The sequence below is a fragment of the Xenorhabdus sp. PB62.4 genome (genome assembly GCF_014467285.1).
Classification (GTDB): Bacteria; Pseudomonadota; Gammaproteobacteria; order Enterobacterales; family Enterobacteriaceae; genus Xenorhabdus.
Window position 1 is genome coordinate 20,424 of record NZ_NKHR01000019.1, and the last position, 24,355, is coordinate 44,778.

At 40.8% G+C, this 24,355-nt stretch carries 19 protein-coding genes and 1 pseudogene; 11 read left to right on the forward strand and 9 right to left on the reverse strand.

Annotation, left to right across the window (positions count from 1 at the left end; genetic code table 11):
* Positions 1-99: 99 nt before the first annotated feature.
* Positions 100-933, reverse strand: coding sequence for a MurR/RpiR family transcriptional regulator (locus Xenpb_RS14680; RefSeq protein ID WP_187655008.1), 834 nt, complete (start codon positions 931-933; stop codon positions 100-102).
* Positions 934-1,198: 265 nt separating this feature from the next.
* Here Xenpb_RS14680 and Xenpb_RS14685 point away from each other — a divergent pair, with 265 nt between their 5' ends.
* The 7 genes from Xenpb_RS14685 (at position 1,199) to iolB (ending at position 11,649) form a co-directional block, all read left to right on the forward strand.
* Positions 1,199-2,710 (forward strand): CoA-acylating methylmalonate-semialdehyde dehydrogenase, encoded by a 1,512-nt coding sequence (locus Xenpb_RS14685; protein ID WP_187655009.1) that lies wholly within the window; start codon positions 1,199-1,201, stop codon positions 2,708-2,710.
* Positions 2,711-2,748: 38 nt separating this feature from the next.
* Positions 2,749-4,683 carry a 3D-(3,5/4)-trihydroxycyclohexane-1,2-dione acylhydrolase (decyclizing) gene (gene iolD, locus Xenpb_RS14690; RefSeq protein WP_222943000.1) on the forward strand — a complete coding sequence of 645 codons (1,935 nt, stop codon included), beginning with the start codon at positions 2,749-2,751 and terminating at the stop codon, positions 4,681-4,683.
* Positions 4,684-4,962: 279 nt separating this feature from the next.
* Entirely contained in the window at positions 4,963-5,949 is a 987-nt protein-coding gene (gene iolG / locus Xenpb_RS14695) for an inositol 2-dehydrogenase (RefSeq protein WP_187655011.1), read from the forward strand.
* Between the two features lie 104 nt (positions 5,950-6,053).
* Complete coding sequence (locus Xenpb_RS14700; RefSeq protein WP_187655012.1) at positions 6,054-7,730, forward strand: solute:sodium symporter family transporter; 1,677 nt, start codon at positions 6,054-6,056, stop codon at positions 7,728-7,730.
* Positions 7,731-7,950: 220 nt separating this feature from the next.
* On the forward strand, positions 7,951-9,855 hold the full coding sequence (gene iolC / locus Xenpb_RS14705; RefSeq protein ID WP_187655013.1) for a 5-dehydro-2-deoxygluconokinase: 1,905 nt from the start codon (positions 7,951-7,953) through the stop codon (positions 9,853-9,855).
* A 37-nt stretch (positions 9,856-9,892) separates the two neighbouring features.
* Positions 9,893-10,783 carry a myo-inosose-2 dehydratase gene (iolE, locus tag Xenpb_RS14710; RefSeq protein ID WP_187655014.1) on the forward strand — a complete coding sequence of 297 codons (891 nt, stop codon included), beginning with the start codon at positions 9,893-9,895 and terminating at the stop codon, positions 10,781-10,783.
* 35 nt (positions 10,784-10,818) lie between these two features.
* Entirely contained in the window at positions 10,819-11,649 is an 831-nt protein-coding gene (gene iolB / locus Xenpb_RS14715; RefSeq protein WP_187655015.1) for a 5-deoxy-glucuronate isomerase, read from the forward strand.
* Between the two features lie 48 nt (positions 11,650-11,697).
* Here iolB and Xenpb_RS14720 read toward each other — a convergent pair whose 3' ends face one another.
* Together Xenpb_RS14720 and Xenpb_RS14725 are read right to left on the reverse strand one after the other, a co-directional pair.
* A complete protein-coding gene (locus Xenpb_RS14720; protein ID WP_187655016.1) occupies positions 11,698-12,978 on the reverse strand; it encodes a cytosine permease in 1,281 nt (426 codons plus the stop codon).
* 22 nt (positions 12,979-13,000) lie between these two features.
* The gene (locus Xenpb_RS14725; protein ID WP_187655017.1) at positions 13,001-13,696 is read right to left on the reverse strand and encodes a helix-turn-helix transcriptional regulator; all 696 of its coding nucleotides are present in this window, start codon (positions 13,694-13,696) and stop codon (positions 13,001-13,003) included.
* Between the two features lie 410 nt (positions 13,697-14,106).
* Between Xenpb_RS14725 and Xenpb_RS14730 the strand changes: the two genes are divergently transcribed.
* Complete coding sequence (locus tag Xenpb_RS14730; protein WP_187655018.1) at positions 14,107-14,721, forward strand: helix-turn-helix transcriptional regulator; 615 nt, start codon at positions 14,107-14,109, stop codon at positions 14,719-14,721.
* Positions 14,705-15,562 (forward strand): queuosine precursor transporter, encoded by an 858-nt coding sequence (locus Xenpb_RS14735; RefSeq protein WP_187655019.1) that lies wholly within the window; start codon positions 14,705-14,707, stop codon positions 15,560-15,562. The genes Xenpb_RS14730 and Xenpb_RS14735 overlap by 17 nt, the downstream gene beginning before the upstream one ends.
* 679 nt (positions 15,563-16,241) lie before the next feature.
* On the opposite strand, the gene Xenpb_RS14740 is transcribed toward Xenpb_RS14735, so the two are convergent.
* Positions 16,242-17,108 carry a GyrI-like domain-containing protein gene (locus tag Xenpb_RS14740; RefSeq protein ID WP_187655020.1) on the reverse strand — a complete coding sequence of 289 codons (867 nt, stop codon included), beginning with the start codon at positions 17,106-17,108 and terminating at the stop codon, positions 16,242-16,244.
* A gap of 96 nt (positions 17,109-17,204) precedes the next feature.
* Positions 17,205-17,462, reverse strand: a pseudogene (locus Xenpb_RS14745) (DUF1348 family protein); the annotation flags it as partial.
* Between the two features lie 20 nt (positions 17,463-17,482).
* Here Xenpb_RS14745 and Xenpb_RS14750 point away from each other — a divergent pair.
* A complete protein-coding gene (locus Xenpb_RS14750) occupies positions 17,483-18,052 on the forward strand; it encodes a TetR/AcrR family transcriptional regulator (RefSeq protein ID WP_187655021.1) in 570 nt (189 codons plus the stop codon).
* 193 nt (positions 18,053-18,245) lie between these two features.
* Here Xenpb_RS14750 and yegD read toward each other — a convergent pair whose 3' ends face one another.
* Complete coding sequence (gene yegD, locus Xenpb_RS14755) at positions 18,246-19,598, reverse strand: molecular chaperone (protein ID WP_187655022.1); 1,353 nt, start codon at positions 19,596-19,598, stop codon at positions 18,246-18,248.
* Positions 19,599-20,044: 446 nt separating this feature from the next.
* Here yegD and Xenpb_RS14760 point away from each other — a divergent pair, with 446 nt between their 5' ends.
* Positions 20,045-20,596 (forward strand): AidA/PixA family protein, encoded by a 552-nt coding sequence (locus Xenpb_RS14760; protein ID WP_187655023.1) that lies wholly within the window; start codon positions 20,045-20,047, stop codon positions 20,594-20,596.
* Between the two features lie 300 nt (positions 20,597-20,896).
* On the opposite strand, the gene Xenpb_RS14765 is transcribed toward Xenpb_RS14760, so the two are convergent.
* The 3 genes from Xenpb_RS14765 to Xenpb_RS14775 form a co-directional block, all read right to left on the reverse strand.
* On the reverse strand, positions 20,897-21,964 hold the full coding sequence (locus Xenpb_RS14765; RefSeq protein WP_187655024.1) for a PfkB family carbohydrate kinase: 1,068 nt from the start codon (positions 21,962-21,964) through the stop codon (positions 20,897-20,899).
* A 526-nt stretch (positions 21,965-22,490) separates the two neighbouring features.
* Positions 22,491-23,768, reverse strand: coding sequence for a toxin PirB (locus Xenpb_RS14770; protein WP_187655025.1), 1,278 nt, complete (start codon positions 23,766-23,768; stop codon positions 22,491-22,493).
* A gap of 65 nt (positions 23,769-23,833) precedes the next feature.
* On the reverse strand, positions 23,834-24,124 hold the full coding sequence (locus Xenpb_RS14775; RefSeq protein WP_255523150.1) for a JHE-like toxin PirA: 291 nt from the start codon (positions 24,122-24,124) through the stop codon (positions 23,834-23,836).
* Positions 24,125-24,355 lie beyond the last annotated feature (231 nt).

A 24,355-nucleotide genomic window follows, 5' to 3' on the forward strand; every position in this document is an offset into this window, starting at 1 on the left:
GACATCGCTTCCCAAATAGAACTAAGATAAAGACCCGCCACTGGATTTTCTCCCGGATGGAAAAGATTCAGTGACGGCTAAAAGGCACGATCAAGCATGTCAACTTGCATTACCCTGCCGGTACGCCAGTGCTACTGTCAATGATTGCACTAAACATAAGGTTGCAGATTGAGAACGGAACGCATCAACCTGTGCTTCCTTCACGACAAAGCAAACATCACTGAAACTAGCCAGCGGGCTAATTTGGCTATCAGTGATCACAATTTGCTTTGCCCCTGCCTTTGCTGCTCTTTCGCTTACCATTACGGTTTCTTCTGCATACGGTGTAAAACTAATGGATATCACGATGTCTTTGGGGCCGATCATATTCATTTGTTCGCGGAACATACCACCTAAACCATCGAGCAACATAGGGCGGCATTCGAGATGACTGAGGGCATAAGCAAGGTATGATGCAACACTGAAAGAGCGACGCAGCCCAATAATGTAAATATTGTGCGCATTTGCCAGCAAATTCACTGCCTTATTTAAATCCTCTGCCGGTGTGCGTGCCGCGAGTTGTTGCATGGCCTGAGCATTGGAGTGGGCAAATTCCTGCAAAATATGTTGGGGTTCTTCCGGTATTTGATGAGCACCGTCTAATTCTTTGAACAGGCGTGCCCGATCGGTATAGCTGGCTGTTTCTTCCACCAGATTCATGCGAAACAATTGTTTCATTTCATTGAATCCAGTGAAATTAAAGGCATTGGCAAAACGGATCAAAGTGGAAGGCGGAACGTCAGCTTCTTTTGCGATAATGGCAACAGTATCAAATGCAACACTGTTCGTATTATCCAGCACATATCTTGCAACTTGTTGTAATCTTTTACTTAATTCACCATAGCGTGAGCGTACTTGTTCTTGAAGTTCATTCAGGTTAGACGCAGCAGACATAATGCCTCCATAAAGAAATTTTAATGAAATAGGTAATTCATTCATCAGGCAATTATGCTTGATGCAGGCGAAGATATTCGCAAGTTGCCACTGGATGATGAATATAATTGCATAAAAATAACGTGTTGATCACATTAATTAAAACGCATTTCAATTCTCATTGAAAGTGAAATGTATATTTCATATATCTGTGGCATCTTGATTCAACTTCTATTGATTAACTTCTATTGATTCAATCGTCTTTGTATTTTTAGAGAGGCTCAGAATGGAACAGGTTAAAAATTTTATTGGCGGGCAACTCACTGATAGCCAAAGTGGTCGCATTTCATCAATCTTTAATCCGGCTACAGGGCAGGAGGTTCGGCAGGTTGCCTTAAGCACGGTTCATGAGACTCAGCATGCTATTGAATCTGCCCACTTGGCCTTTACCGAATGGGCAAAAACCTCCCCGTTGAAACGGGCGAGGATCATGTTTAAGTTCAAGTCACTGCTGGAAGAAAACTGCGACAGATTAGCACGGCTAATTTCTGAAGAGCATGGCAAAATCTATTCCGATGCTATAGGTGAATTGACACGTGGTCTTGAAGTGGTCGAATTTGCCTGCGGTATTCCCCATCTACAAAAAGGGGAGCACTCTGCTAATGTGGGAACAGGTGTTGACAGCCATTCCTTGATGCAGCCATTAGGTGTTTGTGCCGGCATCACGCCATTTAACTTTCCTGCGATGGTTCCAATGTGGATGTTCCCGATTGCCTTGGCGACAGGAAATACTTTTGTCTTGAAACCATCGGAAAAAGATCCTTCTCTCTCAATAGAACTGGCGAAATTATTGCAGCAGGCCGGTGTGCCGGACGGCGTATTTAATGTTATTCAGGGAGACAAAGAAGCCGTTGATGTGCTGCTAACTGACCCTCGCATTCAGGCCGTCAGTTTTGTTGGTTCAACACCGGTTGCGGAATATGTTTATACCACCGCATCGGCGCATGGTAAGCGTTGTCAGGCATTAGGCGGCGCGAAGAACCACAGTGTCCTGATGCCGGATGCTGATATAGATATGGCGGCAAATGCCATTATGGGGGCGGCATTTGGCGCAGCAGGGGAACGCTGCATGGCATTGTCTGTTGTATTGGCAGTTGGCGATGAGATCGCAGATAAATTGGTAGAAAAACTCCAGCATCAAATTGGCCATATGTCTGTCGGTATTGGTATGACCGAAGGAAAAGAAAATGACATGGGACCAGTGATTACTGAACAGCACAAAGCGAAAATTTATGACTACATTCGCAGCGGTGTAGAACAGGGTGCTAAGTTGCTGGTGGATGGGCGTGGGTATCAGGTTGCTGGCTATGAAAATGGCTATTTCGTGGGGCCGACACTGTTTGATTATGTCACGCCAGATATGAAAATTTATAAAGAAGAGATTTTTGGCCCGGTGCTTGCCATTGTTCGCGTACCGGATTATGACACGGCATTGAACCTGGTGAATTACCATGAATATGGTAATGGCGCTGCTATCTTTACCTGTGATGGTGAAACTGCCCGTCAATTTAGTGAAGATGTTCAGGCTGGCATGGTTGGCGTGAATATCCCTATTCCTGTGCCAATGGCATTCCATAGTTTCGGTGGCTGGAAACGTTCCATTTTCGGGCCGCTGAATGTACATGGTAATGATGGCGTGCGTTTCTATACCCGCATGAAAACGGTTACCAGCCGTTGGCCTGCCAGTGTACGTTTAGAGCATCACGACAGCAGCTTTGTAATGCCGACAATGGAGTAGCTATTTCTATGAATCATACTTCTATGAATCATACTTCAATGAATACGAAAAAGATGACGATGGCTCAGGCTCTGGTCAAATTCCTCAATCAGCAATATATCTGTGTTGATGGAGAAGAATATCCTTTTATTCAGGGTATTTTCACAATATTTGGGCACGGTAATGTGGTGGGATTAGGTCAGGCACTGGAGCAGGAGCCGGGACATCTTCGCGTTTACCAAGGTTGTAATGAACAGGGAATGGCACACATTGCCACGGGTTTTGCCAAGCAGAAAAAGCGTCGGCAGATTTTTGCCGTAACTTCTTCTATTGGGCCGGGCGCTGCCAATATGGTCACGGCTGCGGCAACCGCAACAGCAAACCGCATCCCGCTCTTGTTATTGCCGGGAGATACTTTTGCCTGCCGTCAGCCAGATCCTGTTTTGCAACAAGTAGAACAATATGGTGATGGCACCATTAGCACCAATGATTGCTTCCGCCCGGTATCCCGCTATTGGGATCGCATTTCCAGACCAGAACAATTGATGACAGCAATGATCCACGCCATGCGGGTATTGACCGATCCGGCAGATACAGGCGCAGTCACAATTTGTCTTCCCCAGGATGTGCAGGGAGAGGTATGGGATTACCCGGATTACTTCTTCCAGAAGCGAATTCATCAGATTGAGCGTCGTCCTGCTTCTCAAGCGCGGATTCAGGACGCATTGGCACTGATTATGCGCAAGAAAAAGCCACTGTTGATTTGTGGGGGTGGTGTACGTTATTCCGAAGCCCATGATGTTTTTCGCCATTTCGCTGAAACATTCAATATTCCATTTGCTGAAACACAGGCAGGAAAAAGTGCAGTTGTGGCAGATCACCCCCTGAATTGTGGCGGGATAGGGACGACGGGCTGTTTGGCTGCAAACCTGCTTGCCAAAGAAGCCGACTTGATTATTGGTGTTGGGACACGTTTTACTGATTTTACGACCGCCTCAAAGTCATTATTCCAGCATCCAGATGTGGAATTTCTCACTATCAATGTGGCGGAGTTTGATGCGTGCAAACTAGATGCGGTCGGTGTATTGGCGGATGCCCGTGAGGGGTTGAATGCAATTGCGCAGAAACTGGCAGAAATAGCATGGCGTTCAGCATGGCAGCAGGAAATAGCACAGGCCAAATCAGTTTGGCAGAAAGAATTAGAGCGGCTGTTTTCTATTCAATATCAGGACGGATTCAAGCCAGAAATCGCGGGGCATTTGGATAGTAAATTCAGTGAGTACAGTGAAACACTGCAAACCAACCTGACTCAAACCCGTGTTCTTGGCCTGATGGATCAGTATTTGGAACCAAACGCCATCATTGTTGGGGCTGCGGGTTCCCTGCCGGGCGATTTGCAGCGGGTTTGGCGGCCAAAAGTACCAGATACTTATCATCTGGAATATGGCTATTCCTGCATGGGGTATGAAATTGCGGCATCGTTGGGGGCAAAACTTGCCTGCCCGGAACAGCCAGTTTATGCGATGGTCGGTGATGGTTCGTATCTGATGCTGAACAGCGAATTACAAACTGCCATTCAGGAAAACATCAAGATCACTGTTCTGTTGTTTGATAATGCCGGATTTGGCTGCATCAATAACTTGCAGATGAGTCAAGGCATGGGGAGTTTTGCCACGGAAAATCGTTATCGCAACCCGAAAAATGGTCAATTGGATGGTGCCTTGATACAGGTGGATTTCGCCAAAAATGCGGAAAGTTACGGTTGCAAGAGTTATCGGGTGCATAACGAGCAACAATTAATTGCCGCTTTGCTGGATGCGCAAAAACAGCCACGTGCGACTTTGATAGATATTAAAGTACTGCCAAAAACCATGACGCATGATTATGAATCTTGGTGGAGAACAGGAACCGCGCAGGTTGCTGAGGAACCAGCGATCACCGCATCGGCGGAAAAAATCAGAGAATATGTGAAAAATAAAGTGCGCCAATATTAACCGATACTGCGTATTTAGACACACGCCTTGTCGCTGTTTCGGTGGTAATAAATTGCGCGGATCAACAGCATGTCCATTTTTCCTTATCTCAAAATGCAAATATGCTGAAGAAGCATCTTCCCCATAGTGGCTATTGAGGAAATTGTTGGCAAGATGCACTCCAAGTGAAAGTTATGAGCTGGCTCTAAAAAATAAATTTTTCAAATAAAACAAAATTGAAATAAATATTTTGTTTGATATATTTTCATCCACACCAAAAGCAGGTATCAAGGAGCATTCATGTTCAATATTGCATTATTTGGCGCTGGGCGAATTGGGCAGGTTCACGCTGCCAACATTGCTAATCATAAAGAAACTTGCCTTTATTCTGTGATAGATCCGCATCTGGCAAGTGCTGAAATATTGGTACACAAATATCAATCCAAAATTCAGACCACAGAAGAAGCGATGGCCGATCCTGATGTTCATGGTGTGCTTATCGCATCAGCAACGGATACCCACGCCGATTTAATCGAACTGGCGGCTCGGCACAATAAAATGATCTTCTGTGAAAAACCGGTTCATCTTGATCTTGAGCGGGTTCGTCAGTGTCTTGCTACGGTAAAAGCGTGTCAGGTTCCTTTGGTTATCGGGTTTAATCGCCGTTACGATCCTCAGTTCCGTCGGCTAAAAAACTTGTTTGATGCCGGTACGGTTGGCAAAGCGGAATCCTTGCTGATTACCTCTCGTGATCCCTCTCCACCACCCGCTGAATATGTCCGGGTATCTGGCGGCATGTTCCGGGACATGACCATCCATGACTTTGACATGGCACGTTTTATCATCGGGGAAGAACCGTGTGCTATTTATGCTCAGGGCAGCAATCTTGTTGATCCGTCCATTGGCGCAGCGGGAGACATTGACACCGCATTTATTGTTATGAAATTCCCATCAGGAGTAATGGCGACCATAACTAACAGCCGCCGTTCGGGCTATGGCTATGATCAGCGCCTTGAGTTGCACGGTGAAAAAGGTTTGCTGACCGCAGGAAATATCAGGGAAAACAGTGTCGAGGTCTGGGGTGAAGAAGGTTGTATTGCCGCCAAACCAGAGCATTTCTTCTTGCAACGCTACCGTGAAGCCTATATTGCAGAATGGAGCCATTTTGTTGATGTTATGGCAGGTAGAGTAATTCCTGAAGCCAGTGGTATTGATGGTGAACAGGCACTGTACCTTGCAGATAAGGCGCTCGAATCCCTGCAATCCGGTAAAGAAATCAAGTTATAACCGGGTTTTATAAAACGTATAGCTGGAACATTTATTTCATAAAAAATAAGAACAGAAAGAGGGTTTTTAATGCCTGAAAACGGTTAATCAGGGTGGAGGATCATATGTCAGCTTTTCTTTCTTTTATCGGTTTTACGCTACTGGTCGCAGGAATTGCTTATTATAAAACACGAAACAAACACTTAATTGATTCAACTGAGGGCTATTTTCTTGGCGGGCGCTCCCTGACCGGCATATATATCGGCAGTTCCATGTTGTTAATGAATCTGTCTACAGAACATTTGGTCGGTTTGAATGGGTTGGCATTCAGAACCGGATTTATTGTTATGGCTTGGGAAGTGATTGCGGCATTAACCATTGTCTTATTTGCTGTCTACTTCCTGCCTAAATATCTGAAACTGGGTATTTCAACGATCCCCGAATATCTTGAGCGTCGGTTTGATAAAAATACCTTACTCATTACATCAATTCTATTTCTGGCAATGTATGTCATTTCATTATTACCCATTGTGCTATATACCGGAGCCATTGCGCTGGAAAGTCTTTTTCAGGTTTCGCAGGTTTTTCACGTCGATAAAACTACGGCGCTTTGGATCATGGTTTGGGGTGTCGGGGGACTCGGTGCGATTTACGCTATTTTCGGCGGGATCAAAGCCATTGCAGTGGCTGATACCGTGAATGGTGTTGGCCTGATTGTCGGCGGATTGATGGTAACCGTTTTTGCCTTGTTGTATGTCGGGGATGGTAACGCCTGGAAAGGTCTGACCGATGTTTATCAGACTCATCCTGATAAATTCAATTCCATAGGTAGTGAAGATTCACTTGTTCCATTTTCGACGCTATTTACTGGCTTGATTGTCTCTAACATGTTTTTCTGGTGTACCAACCAATCTATTGTGCAGAAATCATTAGGTGCCAAGAATCTCGCGGAAGGGCAAAAAGGTGTAATGCTATGTGCTCTATTTAAGCTCATTATTCCTTCGATCATTATTTTGCCGGGGATAATTGCATTCCATATTTTCAGTGGTCAGATGGATAATCCCGATAATGCTTATCCTGCATTAGTACAGTTGGTATTACCTAAAATTCTGGTTGGCTTTTTTGCCGCCGTTGTTGTGGGAGCTGTATTCTCAACATTCAGTGGTGGCCTGAATTCTTCCGTGACGTTATTTACCGTTAATATCTATAAATCGAGGATTAACCCGAACGCTACGGAAGCACAAACCGTGGCGGTAGGCAAATATTTGGGGATCATACTTGCATTGGCAACAATGCTCATTGCTCCGCTTGTTGCTAATGCACCTGACGGTTTGTTCTATCTGATTCAACAATTACAGGGGATTTTTAATGCACCCATCCTCAGTGTGGTATTGGTCGGGTTAATGACAAAGAAGGTTCCCCCGATTGCAGCAAAACTGGGGTTGCTGTTTGGTATGTCAGCTTACATCGTTTGTAATTTTGTCTTGAACATTAATATTCATTTTTTCCATCTGGTAGGCATTCTGTTTGTTCTGAATATCGTTTTCATGCTGGCGATTGGTTATTTTTTCCCGGCTGAATCTTATCAGGAAGTGTATACAGAGCAGGTGGATATTACATCGTGGTCAATGGTGAAACCAATGGGATGGTTAATTACATTGGCTGCTATCTCCATGTACGTTTTCCTTGCCCATAATGTGCCGGCTTATGTCATGGCAATCTACTATATATTTGCGGCCAGCATTCTGAGTTATGTTTTCTATCAAATAGGCAAGGCGCTATCCTTTTGGCAAGCTGCCTGAATCCCTGCTGAACGTAATGACCAGACAGATAGAAATCAGCAATAGATCAAAAAGATAGTAATCAAAAAACCTACGCCATTTAGCTGAAAAATAAGGAAATGAAATATAAAGGGCATATCAAGAGAAACGTTGGGTTAACGTCGCTGAAATTAATTAAATTTTGCTGTTCAAAATCATTTGAGGTTTAACAAAATCAAGCGATTCGGTAAGAGGTGAATCAATGGAGCAGCATAGACGGTTTGATGTTATCTGCATGGGACGTATCGCGGTTGATCTGTATGGTCAGCAGATTGGCTCCCGTCTGGAAGACATGGGGAGTTTTTCAAAATATCTGGGTGGATCTTCGGGGAATGTGGCCTACGGTACGGCTTGTCAGGGATTAAAATCCTCAATGCTGGCAAGAGTTGGCGATGAACACATGGGGCGCTTTCTGCGTGAGGAGTTGATGCGGGTTGGCTGTGATACCAGTCATTTGATTACTGACAAAGAACGGCTGACGGCATTGGTTTTGCTCGGTATTAAAGATAACGAAACATTCCCGCTGATTTTTTACCGTGATAATTGTGCTGATATGGCCATTACCCGCGATGATTTCAGTGAAGACTATATTGCATCTTCCCGTTGTCTGGCGATCACCGGAACTCATCTTTCCCATCCACAAACTCGTGATGCTGTGCTGACCGCACTGCAATATGCCCGCCGCAATAGTGTCAAGACGGCCATTGATATTGATTATCGCCCGGTATTGTGGGGATTGACCTCACTGGGTGACGGTGAAACTCGTTATATCGCTTCAGAGCAGGTGACATCACAATTACAGGAAGTGCTTTCCCAATTTGATCTGATTGTAGGAACCGAAGAAGAATTTCATATTGCTGGTGGTGTTACGGACACGGTAGAAGCCTTGCGAAATGTACGAGCACTGACGACTGCAACATTGGTTTGCAAGCAGGGGGCGTTGGGATGTTCTGTATTTATTGCCAGTATTCCAGACACCTTAGATGAAGGGATCACCGTACAAGGCGTAAAAGTGGAAGTATTAAATGTCCTGGGGGCAGGAGATGCTTTTATGTCAGGCTTATTGCGTGGTTACCTCAACAACGAAAGCTGGGAACAGGCTTGCATCTATGCCAATGCTTGCGGGGCTTTAGTCGCTTCCCGTCATGGCTGTGCGCCAGCTATGCCGGACAAAACTGAATTGGATAATTATCTGATGCGGGCAGCGGAAGTGCCGTGTCCTGATTTGGATGTACATCTCAATCACTTGCATCGTATTGGTAGCCGGCGTAAACAGTGGGATGAACTGTGTGTGATGGCATTTGATCACCGTATTCAGTTTGTTGAAATGGCACGCAAAGTGAATGCCAGCCTCGATCGAATTCCACAATTGAAAAAATTACTGTTCCGAGCCAGCCAAGAGGTTTGCACAGAAGCCCATTTGGAAGGAAAAGCGGGAATATTGTGTGACAGTAGTTTCGGTCAAGATGTACTGAATGCCGCAACAGGAAAGGGGTTATGGATTGGTCGTCCGATAGAACTACCCGGTTCCCGGCCACTTTGCCTTGAACATGGTGATATTGGTTCTCAGCTTATTAACTGGCCACACGAACATATCGTGAAATGTTTAGTGTTCTTCCATCCAGAAGATAACCTTCCATTACGTCTGGAACAGGAAAAAACGGTGCAGGAAGTCTATGCTGCCTGTTGTCAGTCTGGTCATGAATTATTGTTGGAAGTGATCTTGCCAGTCGATATGCCCCATTCTGATGAGCTATACCTGCGAGCGCTCCAGCGTTTCTACAATCTCGGCGTTAAACCTGACTGGTGGAAATTACCGCCGATGCAATCCACTACCTGGGATCAAATTTCGGCATTGATTGAACAGCGTGATCCTTATTGCCGGGGAGTTGTGATCCTTGGCCTTGATGCCCCTGAAACCATCCTGAAAGCCAGCTTCAAAGCGGCAGCCGGAAAATCGATAGTGAAAGGCTTCGCTGTCGGACGAACGCTGTTTGGTCAACCTTCATTACAATGGCTGGCGGAAGAAATTGATGATGAGGCTCTTATTCTGCAAATAAAAACCAACTATCACAATCTGATTAGCTATTGGCGCCAGCGCGGATAGCGAAGCCGGAATAACTATGTAAAACAGGAGAACCCTTATGGCTGTTCAACTTGGCATCAATCCCCTGACATGGACTAATGACGACTTGCCTTCTTTGGGTGCAGAAATACCTCTGGAAACTTGCCTGACAGAAGGGCGGCAGGCGGGATTTTCAGGTTTTGAGCTTGGCAATAAATTTCCTCGTCAGGCGCAGGTTTTGGGGCCTATTCTGGCTGCCCATGATTTGAAACTGGTGTCCGGTTGGTATTCTGGGGAACTACTCACGCGCAGTGTTGAGGAAGAAACCGCAGCGGTTCAGCCGCATTTGACTCTATTGCGTGAATTAGGCGCTACCGTGATGGTGTTTGCCGAAGTGACACACTGCATTCATGGTAATCAGAGTAAACCAGTACATCTGCGACCTCTGTTTCCGGCAGGGCGCTGGCAGGAATATGGCGAAAAGCTGACAGAGTTCGCTCATTATACCCAATCACAAGGCGTGCAGATTGCTTATCATCACCATATGGGGACAGTGATTGAAAGTGCAGAAGACATCAATAACCTGATGGAAAATACAGGAGAAGAAGTGGGTTTGTTATTGGACACCGGGCATCTGACCTTTGCCGGCGATGATCCATTGGCAGTAGCAAGACGCTGGTGCAAACGTATTAACCATGTGCATTGCAAAGATATTCGTCCTGACGTGTTGAAGGATGTCAAAAATCGGAAGACCAGTTTCCTTGATGCCGTATTGAGTGGTGTTTTTACCGTACCCGGTGATGGTTGCGTCGATTATCCGGCCATTTTTGATGTATTGAAAGCGAATCACTATAACGGTTGGTTGGTCGTTGAGGCAGAACAAGATCCCGCTGTTGCCCATCCGCTGGCTTATGCCACGATGGGATATAACAATTTGTATCGATTTGCCAAAGAAGCGGAATTGATTTAAATGCGACTGATTTAAATACAAAGAGTGGGGGCCAAATGTCTAAATTACTATCAAAATACCACGTACCCGATCAGGATAAGCGGATACAACATATCACGCCGCAAACAGCAAACTGGGAACATGTCCACTTCTCTGTTTATGAACTGAATGTGGGAGAATCCATTACCTTACCTGCATCGGAAAATGAAACTTGTCTGGTGTTGATTGCGGGAATAGCTTCGGTGATTACACTTCAACAACGATTTGAGAAAATTGGGGAACGCATCAGCCCATTTGAGCGTAAAAAACCTTATGCTGTTTATGTTGCACCCAATGAACTAATGGTCATCATTGCTGAAACTCAACTCGAATTGGCGGTATGTCAGGCAAAGGGGAAAGGAAATTATCCTACCCGCTTGATTACACCGCAGGATATTAGTGCGGAACACCGTGGCAATGGCAATAATCGGCGTTATGTTCACAACATTTTGCCCGACGACCAACCTGCGGATAGCCTGCTGGTTGTTGAAGTTTATACTGATGAGGGATGCACCAGCTCCTATCCTAGCCACAAGCATGATACCAACAATGAACCACAAGAAACTTATCTGGAAGAGACCTATTACCATCGTCTGAATCCATCGCAGGGTTTTTGTGTGCAGCGGGTCTATACCGATGATCGCTCGTTAGATGAAACCATGGCAGTTTACAACAAGGATGTGGTGATGGTACCAAAAGGGTATCATCCCGTGGCTACCATTGCAGGTTATGATAGCTATTATTTGAATGTCATGGCTGGCCCGACCCGTAAGTGGTTATTCACGTGGGAAAAAGATCATCAATGGGTTAATAGCGAAGAATATGCAGCGAAACATGCCAGCCGTTAAATGGAAAACGGCTCCCCGGATGGGGAGCAATATCAAGGATGTTTCATGTTAAAAGCGCTTACAGATTAACTTAAATACTCCATAGGCAACACTTGCCAGCAATAACGAATTAATTGCCGGTACACCCCAATCTGTTCTCAGGCCAATAATACTACCGATAAGACAGGCGATAATAGCCGCCCAGCCGATGGTTGGTGTTTCATGGGGAAGCGTGCCTTTTTTCAGGCTATTACCCAGTACCTGACGATGGGAACGCAGAATATAGTAATCAACCAGCATGATCCCAAGGATAGGAGGGAAGACAACGCCTAATACCGTCAGGAAATCTACAAATCGTTCTAGAATACCCAGAATAGAAAGTAGCGTTCCTAGCATGCCAATGGCTATAGTTGTCGGAGGATAGCTAAGTTTTTTGCCTGTGATGCCCTCTATCGCATTGATAATGCCTAATGACGAAGAGTACAGGTTTAAGTCATTGACTCTCAATGTAGAAAAGACGACGACCATAAGACCCGTTCCTCCTGCGACTTGTGACATGATAGTAACGACATCTGCTGTATTCAGCGCTTTTGCAATGAGAATCGCAAGGCCATTAATGACAAATTCACCAGCAATAATAGTCAACAAGGTGATCCCGAAAACATGCTTGCCTGATTTGGTATAGCGGGTGAGATCCGGAGTCATCAAACTGGCTACAATTGCACCGCCAACAACAATAGTGATTCCTGCACTGATAGATAGCTTTTCACCAGAGTGAGGCAGCTTAATGATCTCGTGCAAATATTGATCTGTTCCGCTGGATAGCACACTAGTAGAGATATAAGCGATCAGAAAAATAAAGAGGGGAACAGCAATTCTGGCAGTAAACCGTAACGCCTTAAAGCCAAAAGTAACCAATGTGGTTAACAATATGCCGGATAAGGCTGCTGCCCGGCTAAACCCAAGTTTGTCACCAGAAGCAAAGTTAAGCGAATGGGCAAAAATGGCATTTTGGATACCAAACCAGCCCAGTAAACTGACTGCAACAACGAACCCGATTAATACTGAACCTATGCGGCCAAAACCACACCATCGAGCCAACAGGCTACCGGATAAACCTTCACGCATTCCCGCAAAGCCAAGCCCAACTGTAACAATACCAAAAATCAAACTGCCGATGAAAATGGCGATAAAAGCATCGAGCACCGCCATAGAGTTACCGAGTACAGCCCCAAGCATAAATTGATCCAATGCCGTCAACATACCCATATGAACAATCGCCACGCTTAACAGCGATAAACGTTGCGTTTGTGGCACTCGGCTCAGTGGGTAGTGTTCAATTTTGAGCACGACTATCATTCCCTTGATTTATTTAGATAAAGAGAACGCCTTTTTCAATGAGGCGTTCTGGAATATAACTGTCTAATTGTATATTCAGGCAAAATTCCTCAAATTGTTGGATCGAATGAACATTGGCCTTCTGATAGATGTTATACACCCTGTTTTCTATCGTCTTGTGGCTAACGTTGTATATTTGAGCAATTTCCTTATTTGAGCGTCTTTGCAGCATTAAGAAGATGATATCCAGCTCACCTTTGGTAAACAGATCGGTTGCAGCTTCTGTCGTGAGAACACTGGGTGCTTGGCGATTGATGTATTTTAAAGGAGAAAGATTACTGAGTGGTTTAGCATTCCACACTATTCCGATACACTCTTTTTCATCGTTATATATGGGAAATTTTTCACTGATGAAAGGTGAGAGCGAGTTTTTTCCGTACCAATAATGTGTTTCGATAATTGAAACTCTATCTTTTGATTTCTCTGTTCTCCGGTCATGCTCTTTAAGATCTTGTGAAAATTGATCATCAGACCAATCTGTTGGAAATTCACAATCTAACTTACCTTCGACATCAAAATTTGTTGGTGTATTAGTGTAAAGGTAAGCAGCTTTATTCATATAGATATGTCGGGACACTAAATCCTTAATGCCCCAAGGATCGCTGAGATGTTCCATCATGGCGATTAACCCCTTTAAATAGGGTTCATTATTTTTAAGGGATAAACTCATCTCTATCTCATGTAATTTATACTTGTTAAATTTTAACTAATAAATAATAACGCATGTATTTATATACCTGTCTTCATTAACATCATACCCATAAAAGATAATTTTCCGTATAAATTGGAGAATTGAAACTAAAAAATCAACATAAGTCATATCTCCTATATTTTGAGTTGTCATTATGTGTTTCATTATCTGTTTTGTTGGTTTCTATATAAAATATAAATTATTTAATTAATATTTTCAATATAAGATAATTTTGTTATATTACTAAATAATATCAGTTAAAAATAAATTGCTATCATTTTTGCTATTTAATGACAAGAGTGTTTTTCACCCTTCCTTGCTCTAAGAAAAAATGGTTAGTCTAAAAGGTCATATAAATTAGCCAGTTATATATTTTTCTGGGCGTTAGTATGTATAAGAAACAAAAAATGAAACACCTGAAAAAAAACTTACAATATCTACTTGATTCCAGAGGGGAAACAAGAGTATCTCTCTGTGATCGAACAGGGCTTAACCGTACAACTATCTATAATATTTTGGATGGCAGAGTTCAAAACGTTCACTCTTCTACAATACAAAAAGTCTCCAATTTCTTTGGCGTATCATATAGTGAAATAGAGGCAACGGATATTGCAGAAAAAGAACGTCTGGACGCGGTTGTCTCTTATGAAGGAAACATGAACCCCAGTGCTGTTCCGTTATTTATGCAGTCTGAATGCATTACTTCTGACTTTTCTGACAGTAAGATAGGGTCTCTGATTGTGGATAGGCCACTGACTTATTATTTTGGTTCAGGGCCTAATATCGTTGCCATTTTACTTGAGAATGATTTTTTAGGTAAATATAATGCAGGTGATTTATTAATAATTAAGAGGGGTAACTATCAGAACAATAACCCAAAATTATGTTTCGATCCAAAAAAGCAGAAGTTTCATATAAAAGAGTTTACTCAAGAGAATTCGGATAGTTTTATGGTGATTGGGGATATAATGGAAGAACGGTTCGGATATGGGAAAAAAATATAAATTACTGGGATTCAATAGTCAGGATAATACAGCGAATGTATTAATTTTATCAACCGGAAAGGTGTTGAAAATAAACACAAAGGAGCTTGAAAAGAGCGAAATAGCGGATGATCTGGACAATCACGAGATAAAATCACTTTATAGAAAGTTGTATTCTAGTTTCCCAAATACTCCCTCAGTTTATGAAATTGAAGAGCGTAATGAAAAATCCTGGGTTATTTATTCGTTTCTCGCATTATTACTGACAATTTTCTATACATTCAGCAATATAGCAGCAGCAAAACCCGTTTATATCGAATACCTTGATATTATTGTTACTCCTGGTACGTTTATTTATCCTTTTTCATTTTTAGTTATTGATTTGCTGAGTGAATTTTATGGATTCAGATTAGCAAGAAAAGCAATATACATGTCATTAATCTCTAATCTGATTATCGTATCCTTGTTGAGTATTTCAACCAGTTTACCGGCAATTGCAAGTTGGGATTTAAATGATCAGTATAATGCTCTGATGAATCATATATTGTCGGCAATCTTTGCATCCTCTTTGTCATTTTTAGTTTCAGAGCTTGTCAACTCTTATATTTTGTGCAAGCTGAAAGATATGACAAATTCTCGTTTTTTGGCGTTAAGAGTATTTTTCAGTACATTCATTGCATCAGTGATTGATAGTTTTATTTTCTGTTTTGTAGCATTTTATGGAAAATTGCCTGTAAATCAAATTGTTGCAATGATGATCGTGCAAATCCTAATTAAGATTTTCTTTGCATTGTTTAATGTATTTCCCGCTTACGGCTCACGTTATTTATTTAATCGGTGGGTTGTCAAAACAGCAAACTAACAAGCCGCATGGGGGGTATCCCCCCATGATGCTATTACCTATTTAAAATCAATGCCTATTTAAAACCAGTGCCCTTATTTTTCATAATCACATAAGATATGATATTACTTTTCTATAACCAATAAACTTATTCATTTATAACTACATGTAATTATATTGCGCATATTTATGCAGTAACCCTGTTTATATTCACGCAATCAATGTAGGGATTTACTGTTTTACCTCGTTTTTATCAGGGCATAGACAGTCTTAGGAGAGATTTAAATTTAATTGTTATTTATCAACATAATACGTGGATTTTGGTTGGTATTTTGTTCATATGGCACCAAAAAATAACGTATAAATTCATCATTAAAATCACCATTTGATGTTTTATATGTTGATTTTAGTATTTGTCTGGTGTATTTATTTTACTATAAAAACATAAGTTAAAATTGATATTTATCTGAAAGGTTAGGAAAGAAGCATTTCTCTCCTTCTGTATCGGTAAAATATCTTCATTATTTTGAATAAAAATTTTTACTCGCCCGGCACCAGGGTAATGTTAGTTTGTTTTTTGTACTTATGAAAGCCCGGTCTCTTAGTTGATATTCCTGATTAAGAGACTAGGCAATCATATACCAAACGGGTTTCAAATTGCGGCATAACCGACACAACCGCAACTTGAAAGAGAGGCTTTTTACACCAGAGGCAGGTAGATATCTGTCACAGTTTCAGTTTCTGGGACGTTAGGGAATAACTTTACTCGTTCAAAAAATAGTGGGAAGTCCCGGACTTCTTGGTTGTTTTCCGACAGCCAGCGTGTATACAAGTAATTGACTAAGGTGGTTATTTCCTCATCTGGACCAATATGTCTTATATAAGCACATTTTCCTGATGGAATGGTTTTTTTGATGATTATTGGGTTGTTAATCTCAAACATGGAGGAGACTTCGACACACAAATCAAATTTATATTCATCCGGTTCAACTTTTGTCGGATCTGCATAAACAAGATTGAATGTTTTGTACCGCCCGAGTGGTAATTTATTGTTTATTCTCCACTCTTTGAATGCCCTGATTGTATGACCGATATCCGATGGAGAGCCTTTGTGTTCCATAACTGCGATTGAATTTTCTGGAAAATCAACGATTTTCACTTCAAGATAAGGTAATTTCTCATTCATCACTTTAGTCCTAATTTCATTTATGATTTGGTGTTGGCTATACCAGACAGACCAATCAGGCTCTTGCCTGAATTCAGTGGGACTTTGACCAATAGCGCTTTTGAATGCTCTTGAGAATGCCTCGGGACTTTCATATCCACAGGCAAAAGCAATGTCTATAACTGGGTTATTGCTATAGGCGAGATCATAAACGGCTTTTTTCAATCGAAGTTGCCTGATATAGGCAGCAACGCTGATGCCGTAATTTGCTGAAAATAATCTGTGAAAGTGATACTTAGAGCAAGCTGCAACACGGCTCAAATTTTCTCCATCCATCTGTGTATCAATATGTTCATCGATGTAATGAAGAAGTGCATGTAATCGCTGTTTAATCATTGTCATAATGTCCGCCTTATCTGGTACAACGCATGATATATAGCCTTCCGTGGCAGGACATGATGATAATTGCTGACTTAACGCTTACCTGTCAGCGGGTTATTAAAGCCCATATTCTGAAAGTTCAGGGTGATTATCAGGCCGACGCCCCAATGGCCATAAAAAAAGGCGTTCTTCTTCCTTGATCGGTACGTCATTAATACAGGCATATCGGTTGGTCATAAGCCCCTGTTCGTTAAAATCCCAGTTTTCATTACCATAGCTGCGGTACCAGTTCCCTGAGTCATCTTGCCATTCATAGGCGAACCTGACAGCAATGCGGTTTTCATCATAGGCCCATAACTCTTTAATTAATCGATAATTCTATTAAAGGAGTCACTATGTCAAAAAACATCTCAACTGCACGTGAGCGTATTCTTCAGGTTGCCCACAATCTTTTTTATCAAGAAGGGATCAGAGCAACAGGAATAGACCGTATCATCAAAGAAGCCGGTGTCAAAAAAGTCACCTTTTATCGGCACTTCCCCTCTAAAAATGATTTGATCATGGCATTTCTTGAATACAGACATCAGCACTGGATAGATTGGTTCCATACGACATTAACTGTTGAAATGTCTGTTCATGGAACACTTATAAAAGCAATTCCTGCCGTACTGAAAAAATGGTTTATGAGCAGCGAATTTCGCGGTTGTTCTTTTATCAATTCTTCGATTGAATTTTCTCAGGCATTATCTGAGATACAACCTGTCGTACTGTCTCATAAACAGGAAATGACAAAAACACTCGCAGAATTCCTACCTGATATACCGGAAAAGCTGGTGCTATCTAAGCAAATCACATTGCTCATCGATGGAGCCATTGTAATGGCGCAATATGGTGAAGAGAGTGATCAGGTGATATCTCTAGTGGATAAGTGGTTATTGTTGCACTCAGCGCTGCTGAATCAATAAGGACTTTTTGCATCTTCTTGGCCATCCCAATCATCACTTAATAAATATCTGGGTTGAATTCTGTTATCAGATTGGAGTTACATTGATATATCTCATAATAAAGATTATAGGGTAATGAATATCAAGCTATAGGGTAAGCTATTTGTACTCAATGTTAAGCAGGCCCAGTATTATTGAGCCTGCTTGTAGCTTATCAAGCGAAACAAATTTTTGCCCAGCGTGCCAGACCTGTAGTCACGGAACCAAAGTAATTACCGCCAACTAATGGAATACCCGGCAACTCTTGTTCAACTGCCTGACGCAGGATAGGTGAACTTGCTGAACCTCCCGTCATAAAGATCACATCAGGTTGAGTACCTCCTTGTACCACCGCTTCGCTAACCAATTTAGCCATTTTCGCTTTCGTGGATTCGATTGCGTCAATCATCTGATCGCGCTGGATGCTAACCTCAATAATCTCTGATAATAAATTGAGCTTAACGCGATGTTCAGATTGCTCTGAAAGGGCAATTTTGGTTTCCTCTGCACTGCGAACCAAGCTATATCCCAATGTGTCTTGATATACTTTCAATAATCTAGCTAATTTTTCTGGTTCTTGAGCATCTCTGTGCAAGGATTTTAATACCGTCAAATTCTGGCGAGAATAAAAATCTTTCTGGGCCTGAACATCATTAATGGCAATCGGATTCCAAAACTGAGTCAGTGGCATATCAATGCCTGAGATAACTTTGCTTCCTAACCCAAAAGGGTGCATTAGCTGTTTAAAGGTCAGATTAATATCCAAATCGTTTCCACCGATACGCTGACCAGTGTGTGCCAGTAAGCTATCCTTTCGTTCAGATTTTCCTCGCCAGCTTGGCCCCATTCGGATAAGAGAACAGTCTGTCGTTCCACCGCCAATATCAACGACTAATACTGTTTTATCTTCTGTCAGAGTGGCCTCATATTCCAAACCTGCCGCGACTGGCTCAAATTGGAATTCAATATTGCGAAACCCTGCTCGTTTTGCTGCATCAAGTAAAATCTTCTCAGCTTGTTGGTTAGATTTATCGCCACCCCGTCCGTGAAAATTAATCGGACGGCCGATCACAACCTCTTCAATAGTTTGTTGTTTATTGATTTCTACTTGTTGTTTGATATTTGCCATCATGGCGCAAACCAGATCTTCAAAGAAGCTGATTTGGATATCCCTTAATCCCATTGCACCCAAGAAGGATTTTGGTGATTTTACATAGTAAACATCCTGAGGATCTTCCAAATATCGAGCCAGAGCTTCTTGCCCAAATACGATATCATCTGGCAAAAGCTCAATACCTTCCTCATGGTTTGCAGCAATCGCACTACGAAGAAGCTGTTCACCCGCTTGATTGCTTGGACTGATATTCCAGTGACGAAATAAGTGCTCAGAAACAGATTCCCGGGTCGGTGCTGCCAAAGCAGAAGGCATGTAAAAGTTATCATTTTCGATAGCAATCAGCCGTGGTGTATCCCCGATCATCTCTGCTACCGCGCAATTTGATGTGCCATAGTCAAAACCGATGAACATAGCTTTCCTTATTCTCAATCGTTGACAATTTTAAAAAGGCGCAGATGCTATCCTAAATTAGGGTTGAATGCGAGCTTAACATAAGGGAACTAATAGAATATATGCTATATCATATTGGCATCCATTGAAATACATGAAAATGTTATCGACCATTATTTGAATATTCACTGCTATTAATAAATCAGAGTCCTTGCATCCACATAATAAGAATAAATAGATACAATGATAAACTTTACTAAAAATAAATAATGTATAATTAACATTATTAAAAAATAAATTTATTATGACGAAATCATCTTTATTATATATGTGTGATTTTTTGATGTTTTATTTTGTTTTTATTTTGATATTTTAAAACTGGTAGGTAGTTTACTATTAAAGTATAGAATTTTTTATTTTGGTTATAGAGATAATATTCCAATTAATTAATTAATGAGGATACTGTAATGTCTGATGTCATTGATATATTAGTTGATATAGATGCCGATTCCATTATGCGTGATTATCATACAATTAGCCAAGATGTTGATAAACCTACTTATCTTCCCTATCCTGATAATTATATTGAGATGTTGACACGATCACAAGATATTGAACTACTTTTAAGTAGTCAGTTAAAAGTTAAACTTGATCTAAGTGATTCTATTCGTTGGCGCGAAGTTGCTTTAACAACTACGAATTTAAAATATTCATCTGCAATATCAAAGTGTTATCGAATGGGTTCATCAGAATCTCATTTTTTCGACATGCCAGATGCAAAACCGGTTAATTTTAACTACGCTAAGATGGTAGCTGACAACACAACATCAACCCTTTATCCGATAGCTGTAATGCCCCAGGAAGCAAGGAGTTACTATATCGAGCTAGAAGTTAAAAGAATGCCTCCTGCTCAGAGTACGCCTTGGGAACATTACACTTTCGTTGTAGGTATATATAGAAATGGTAACTTAACGGGATATATTTCTTGGAATATGGCTATTGTTCTTGATCATAGATAGTCTATTTATATAATTTTCGATCATAGATATAAGCCTTGCACTCGCGAGGCTTTTTATTTTTGATGTTTTCATCTAATGAAATAATATGAAAGTTAAATTTTCCTTTCAGATATTACCTGATTAAATAATAATTTTTCATAATATTTTTCATATGCAGTCTTATTGGAATAGTGGATTAGTTGTTTTTTATATATTAATATCACTTGTATTCACATAATAAGAGTAATACTATTATCCTCGAAGTAAACAAGTGCGTATTCCCTTGAATAATTCATTAGGATTGTGTGTTAAAATTCCTTCCTAAATATATGGGCGACTTTTAGGAAATATTTCAACATTCTCTGAGGATAGCGTCAGTGCTGAACACTGTTGTGCAAAGCGTATACTTTCTTTCAGTTCCATACCTTCTAACCAACAATGCACAAGACCGGCCATCATCGCATCACCAGCTCCATTGGTATTAATAACATTAGTATTGATAGCATGTGACCATCCTGATGTGTTGTCCAATTCACTGTAATAGACTCCTTCTGCATCCATACTTAAAATTAGGCGTTGGACACCACGCTGATGAAACCAGAGTGCTGCATTGGCAGCATCTTTTTGAGTTTCTATTTTGATTCCACTCAGAATTTCAGCTTCAGTACGATTGGGTTTTAAAGTGTGAATATGGGATAACCAATGGCGAATTTTGGGCGCTTTAGATCCTGAAACAGTATCAACAAAAATAGGAACGTTGCCGACATGGTTAAATAACCATTTCAAGGCATCTTCTGTTAAGTTACAGTCAATGACTAAGACACTGGCATGTTGGATTAAAGATTTAGATTGAGATAATAACGTAGCAGTGAGTTTTTCCAAAATGCTCATGTCATTAACAGCCACAACACACTTACCATTTTCGTCGATAAGTGAATTACAGATTGATGTTTTTTCTCCATCTAATTTATAGAGATATTTAACATTAACTCCTGCTGATTTTGTTTGCTCAAACAGTATGTTTCCATGTGAATCATTACCAACAACAGATATTAAGTAACTTTCATTTTTTAATAATGCAATATTTTGTGCAATGTTTCTTCCAACACCGCCTGGTGTTGAAATAATTTTCCCTGGGTTGGAATCTTCATAAATCAATTTGGCATAGGCATAACTTGTTAGATCCATATTGGCGGCGCCAATTGTGACAGTATAAACGTCATTGGATAAAATATAACCTTTGCCTTTGATGTAACCTTTTTTACTGAGATTCATAATATGTCCTGCAACACATGATCGACTAATTCCAAGGATATCAGCAAGTTCTTGCTGCTGAATGAAAGGATCACGTTTTAGAAGTTGCAATATCTGGTTTTCCCTTTTTGACATATTATTTCCCTAGTTGTTTTTTTGTATTGATGTTTTATTTCATGTGTGACTGATAGTAAAGGCTATTTTTATGTTTAGTTCCAATTATGAGAATGTGATCGTAAGTTTTATAAAGCATGTATTTTGCAGAAAAACGTGATCTGCATCTTGAATATTATGCTGTAAAATCAGGGGAAATTAGATAGATAAATACATCAAGTCAGTAAACTATATTTTTGTCTACAATAATTCCTTTTAAAACAATCTGTTGTGTTATCGATGGAGAGTTGCAAACAAATGTTTGGTTTTTTATGAGTTATTTTTTATTACAAGATAGTTTTTAGTGGTATTTAGAATAAAACTTCGTAATCTAATTTATTAATTGATTTTTAATAATTCAGTTATTCATAAAATAGTCTGCTAAGCAGTTCAGAGTGGGGGATGTTGATTGGGCTTACATATTCCAGTCACATAATCAGCTATGTGACTGGATATTTACTTTTTTACAGTTGTTCTGTAATTTGAAATTTATTGGATATATACCATATTATTTTTTATCAGTTACCATATGGTATGAAACCACAATTCCTGCGGTTTGACCAGCAAGTGAAGGTTCATCACTGGCCAGATAAAGCCCGGCAATATAGTGACCATCAACCGCGAATTTTCTATATTTGCTGGCATAGCGCTGGCCGAAACTGAATTGGCGTCCATCACTTAGCCTAAATAGAGCCTCATCAACCGCACCATTACCCCATACTTCCAGGCTGGTTATAACACTATCATTTAACTCAATTGATCTTGTTTCTGATGTCACTGTACCAAGTGTATGAGATGAGTCGTTGTCAAATATGACCTTAATACCTCCTACTCTAGGTGCATTGCCGATCCTTTGTACATACCCAATGAGTGATTTTATTTTACTATACTTTCCATTGATTAAAGAGGGCTTGAGTGGTTCCTGCATTTTATCGTCTTCTGTAAGAGCCTGAATTCTCGTTTTGTTTGTAGGACGATCAAACACAGTTGAATAACTGATAGTCTTGGGATAAAAACCACTTTCAAGGCTATTGTTTTGTATATGCTCAATGAGTTCAAGACATTCTAAACCGTGTAATAAACAATATCCTCTTACAGAGAATAAATTATTAGTCACACTTCCTGCTGTTGAGGTGTTTATAGCATCATCGTATTGGTTAGTATACATTGTATGAATATAGTTATTCGCATTGGCAACTAATTTGTTGATGAGTTGCTTTAATTCATCGACTTCTATATCTGTTAAACCAATTTCGCCTTTCTTCTCTATTCCCATTTTCCAATAAGGAGCCTGTAACATAAGAGTGTTAGAGTACATTGGAAGAATTTGATAGTTTGTTTTATTATCAAAAGACTTAAACTTTTCCTCTACACTAACCAGATATCTGGCCAGGAACATATACGCGTCATGGCTTTCCTGACTACCGGGCGAAGTTTCTAACATGTATTCCACATGTTCCATTTTTCCTTTGATTTCTTGTATATCTCCATTAAGTATACCCTGAATGGTTTTTAGGGCGGCATCCTCTATCATCTGTTCGACTTTCTGGAGAATTTGTTCCCAAGTATTGTCTTTTTGTTGAGGCCAAAATAACCCCAATAGAAAAGACATCGCAGGGCCAGCACCGGGAATAAATCCTATGCCACCAATAATAGCATCTTTTATTATTGATGACATATCCCATTCATAATCAGGTGTGGAAACTGTATAAGTATCTAACATTATTATTTCATTTGATAAAGGCAGTGTTCTATTTTCAGATACAATAATAGGTGTGGTGTTCATAATTTTGTTTTTACCTTAGTGCCATCATTTAAGTTTTATTGGTAATAAATAACTTTTTTATATCGTTATTTATTATACCCGGTAACAAAGGCTCGTTTATCTGTATCGTTATAAATTACAACTTTACTGTAATATAAAGCATTGCCAGGTGCTTTTAATATTCCGTCTTCACCGGCTTTTACCGTGATAGATGAATGTTCGAACCATTGTGATGTGAAGGAGTGAGACCAATAAAAAACAGCTCTAACTTCTGGAGCAGGGCCGGAATTAGCCACATAGTAATTAGGGCGTGTTTCAGGAATAATAGGTGTGTCTATTCTTGTTGCTTGAACAGAAGAATGTGGCTCGATTGTCATATCGCTATAATTACTGATGATATGAGTTTCTGATTCGGGTGTGTTTTGATTATCAATTTTTGTTGTTGGAGCAGTTTGAGTGTTATTTATAACCGTAATGCTACTAAGTGCTCAAGAAAAATTAATTGCAAATTGATCACCATAACCTTCCAATAACGTATTTAGCTCATACTCCATGGTATCTTGAGTCCAGGTGATAAAACGTCGCCAGTGATATTTGGCTTGTTTCCA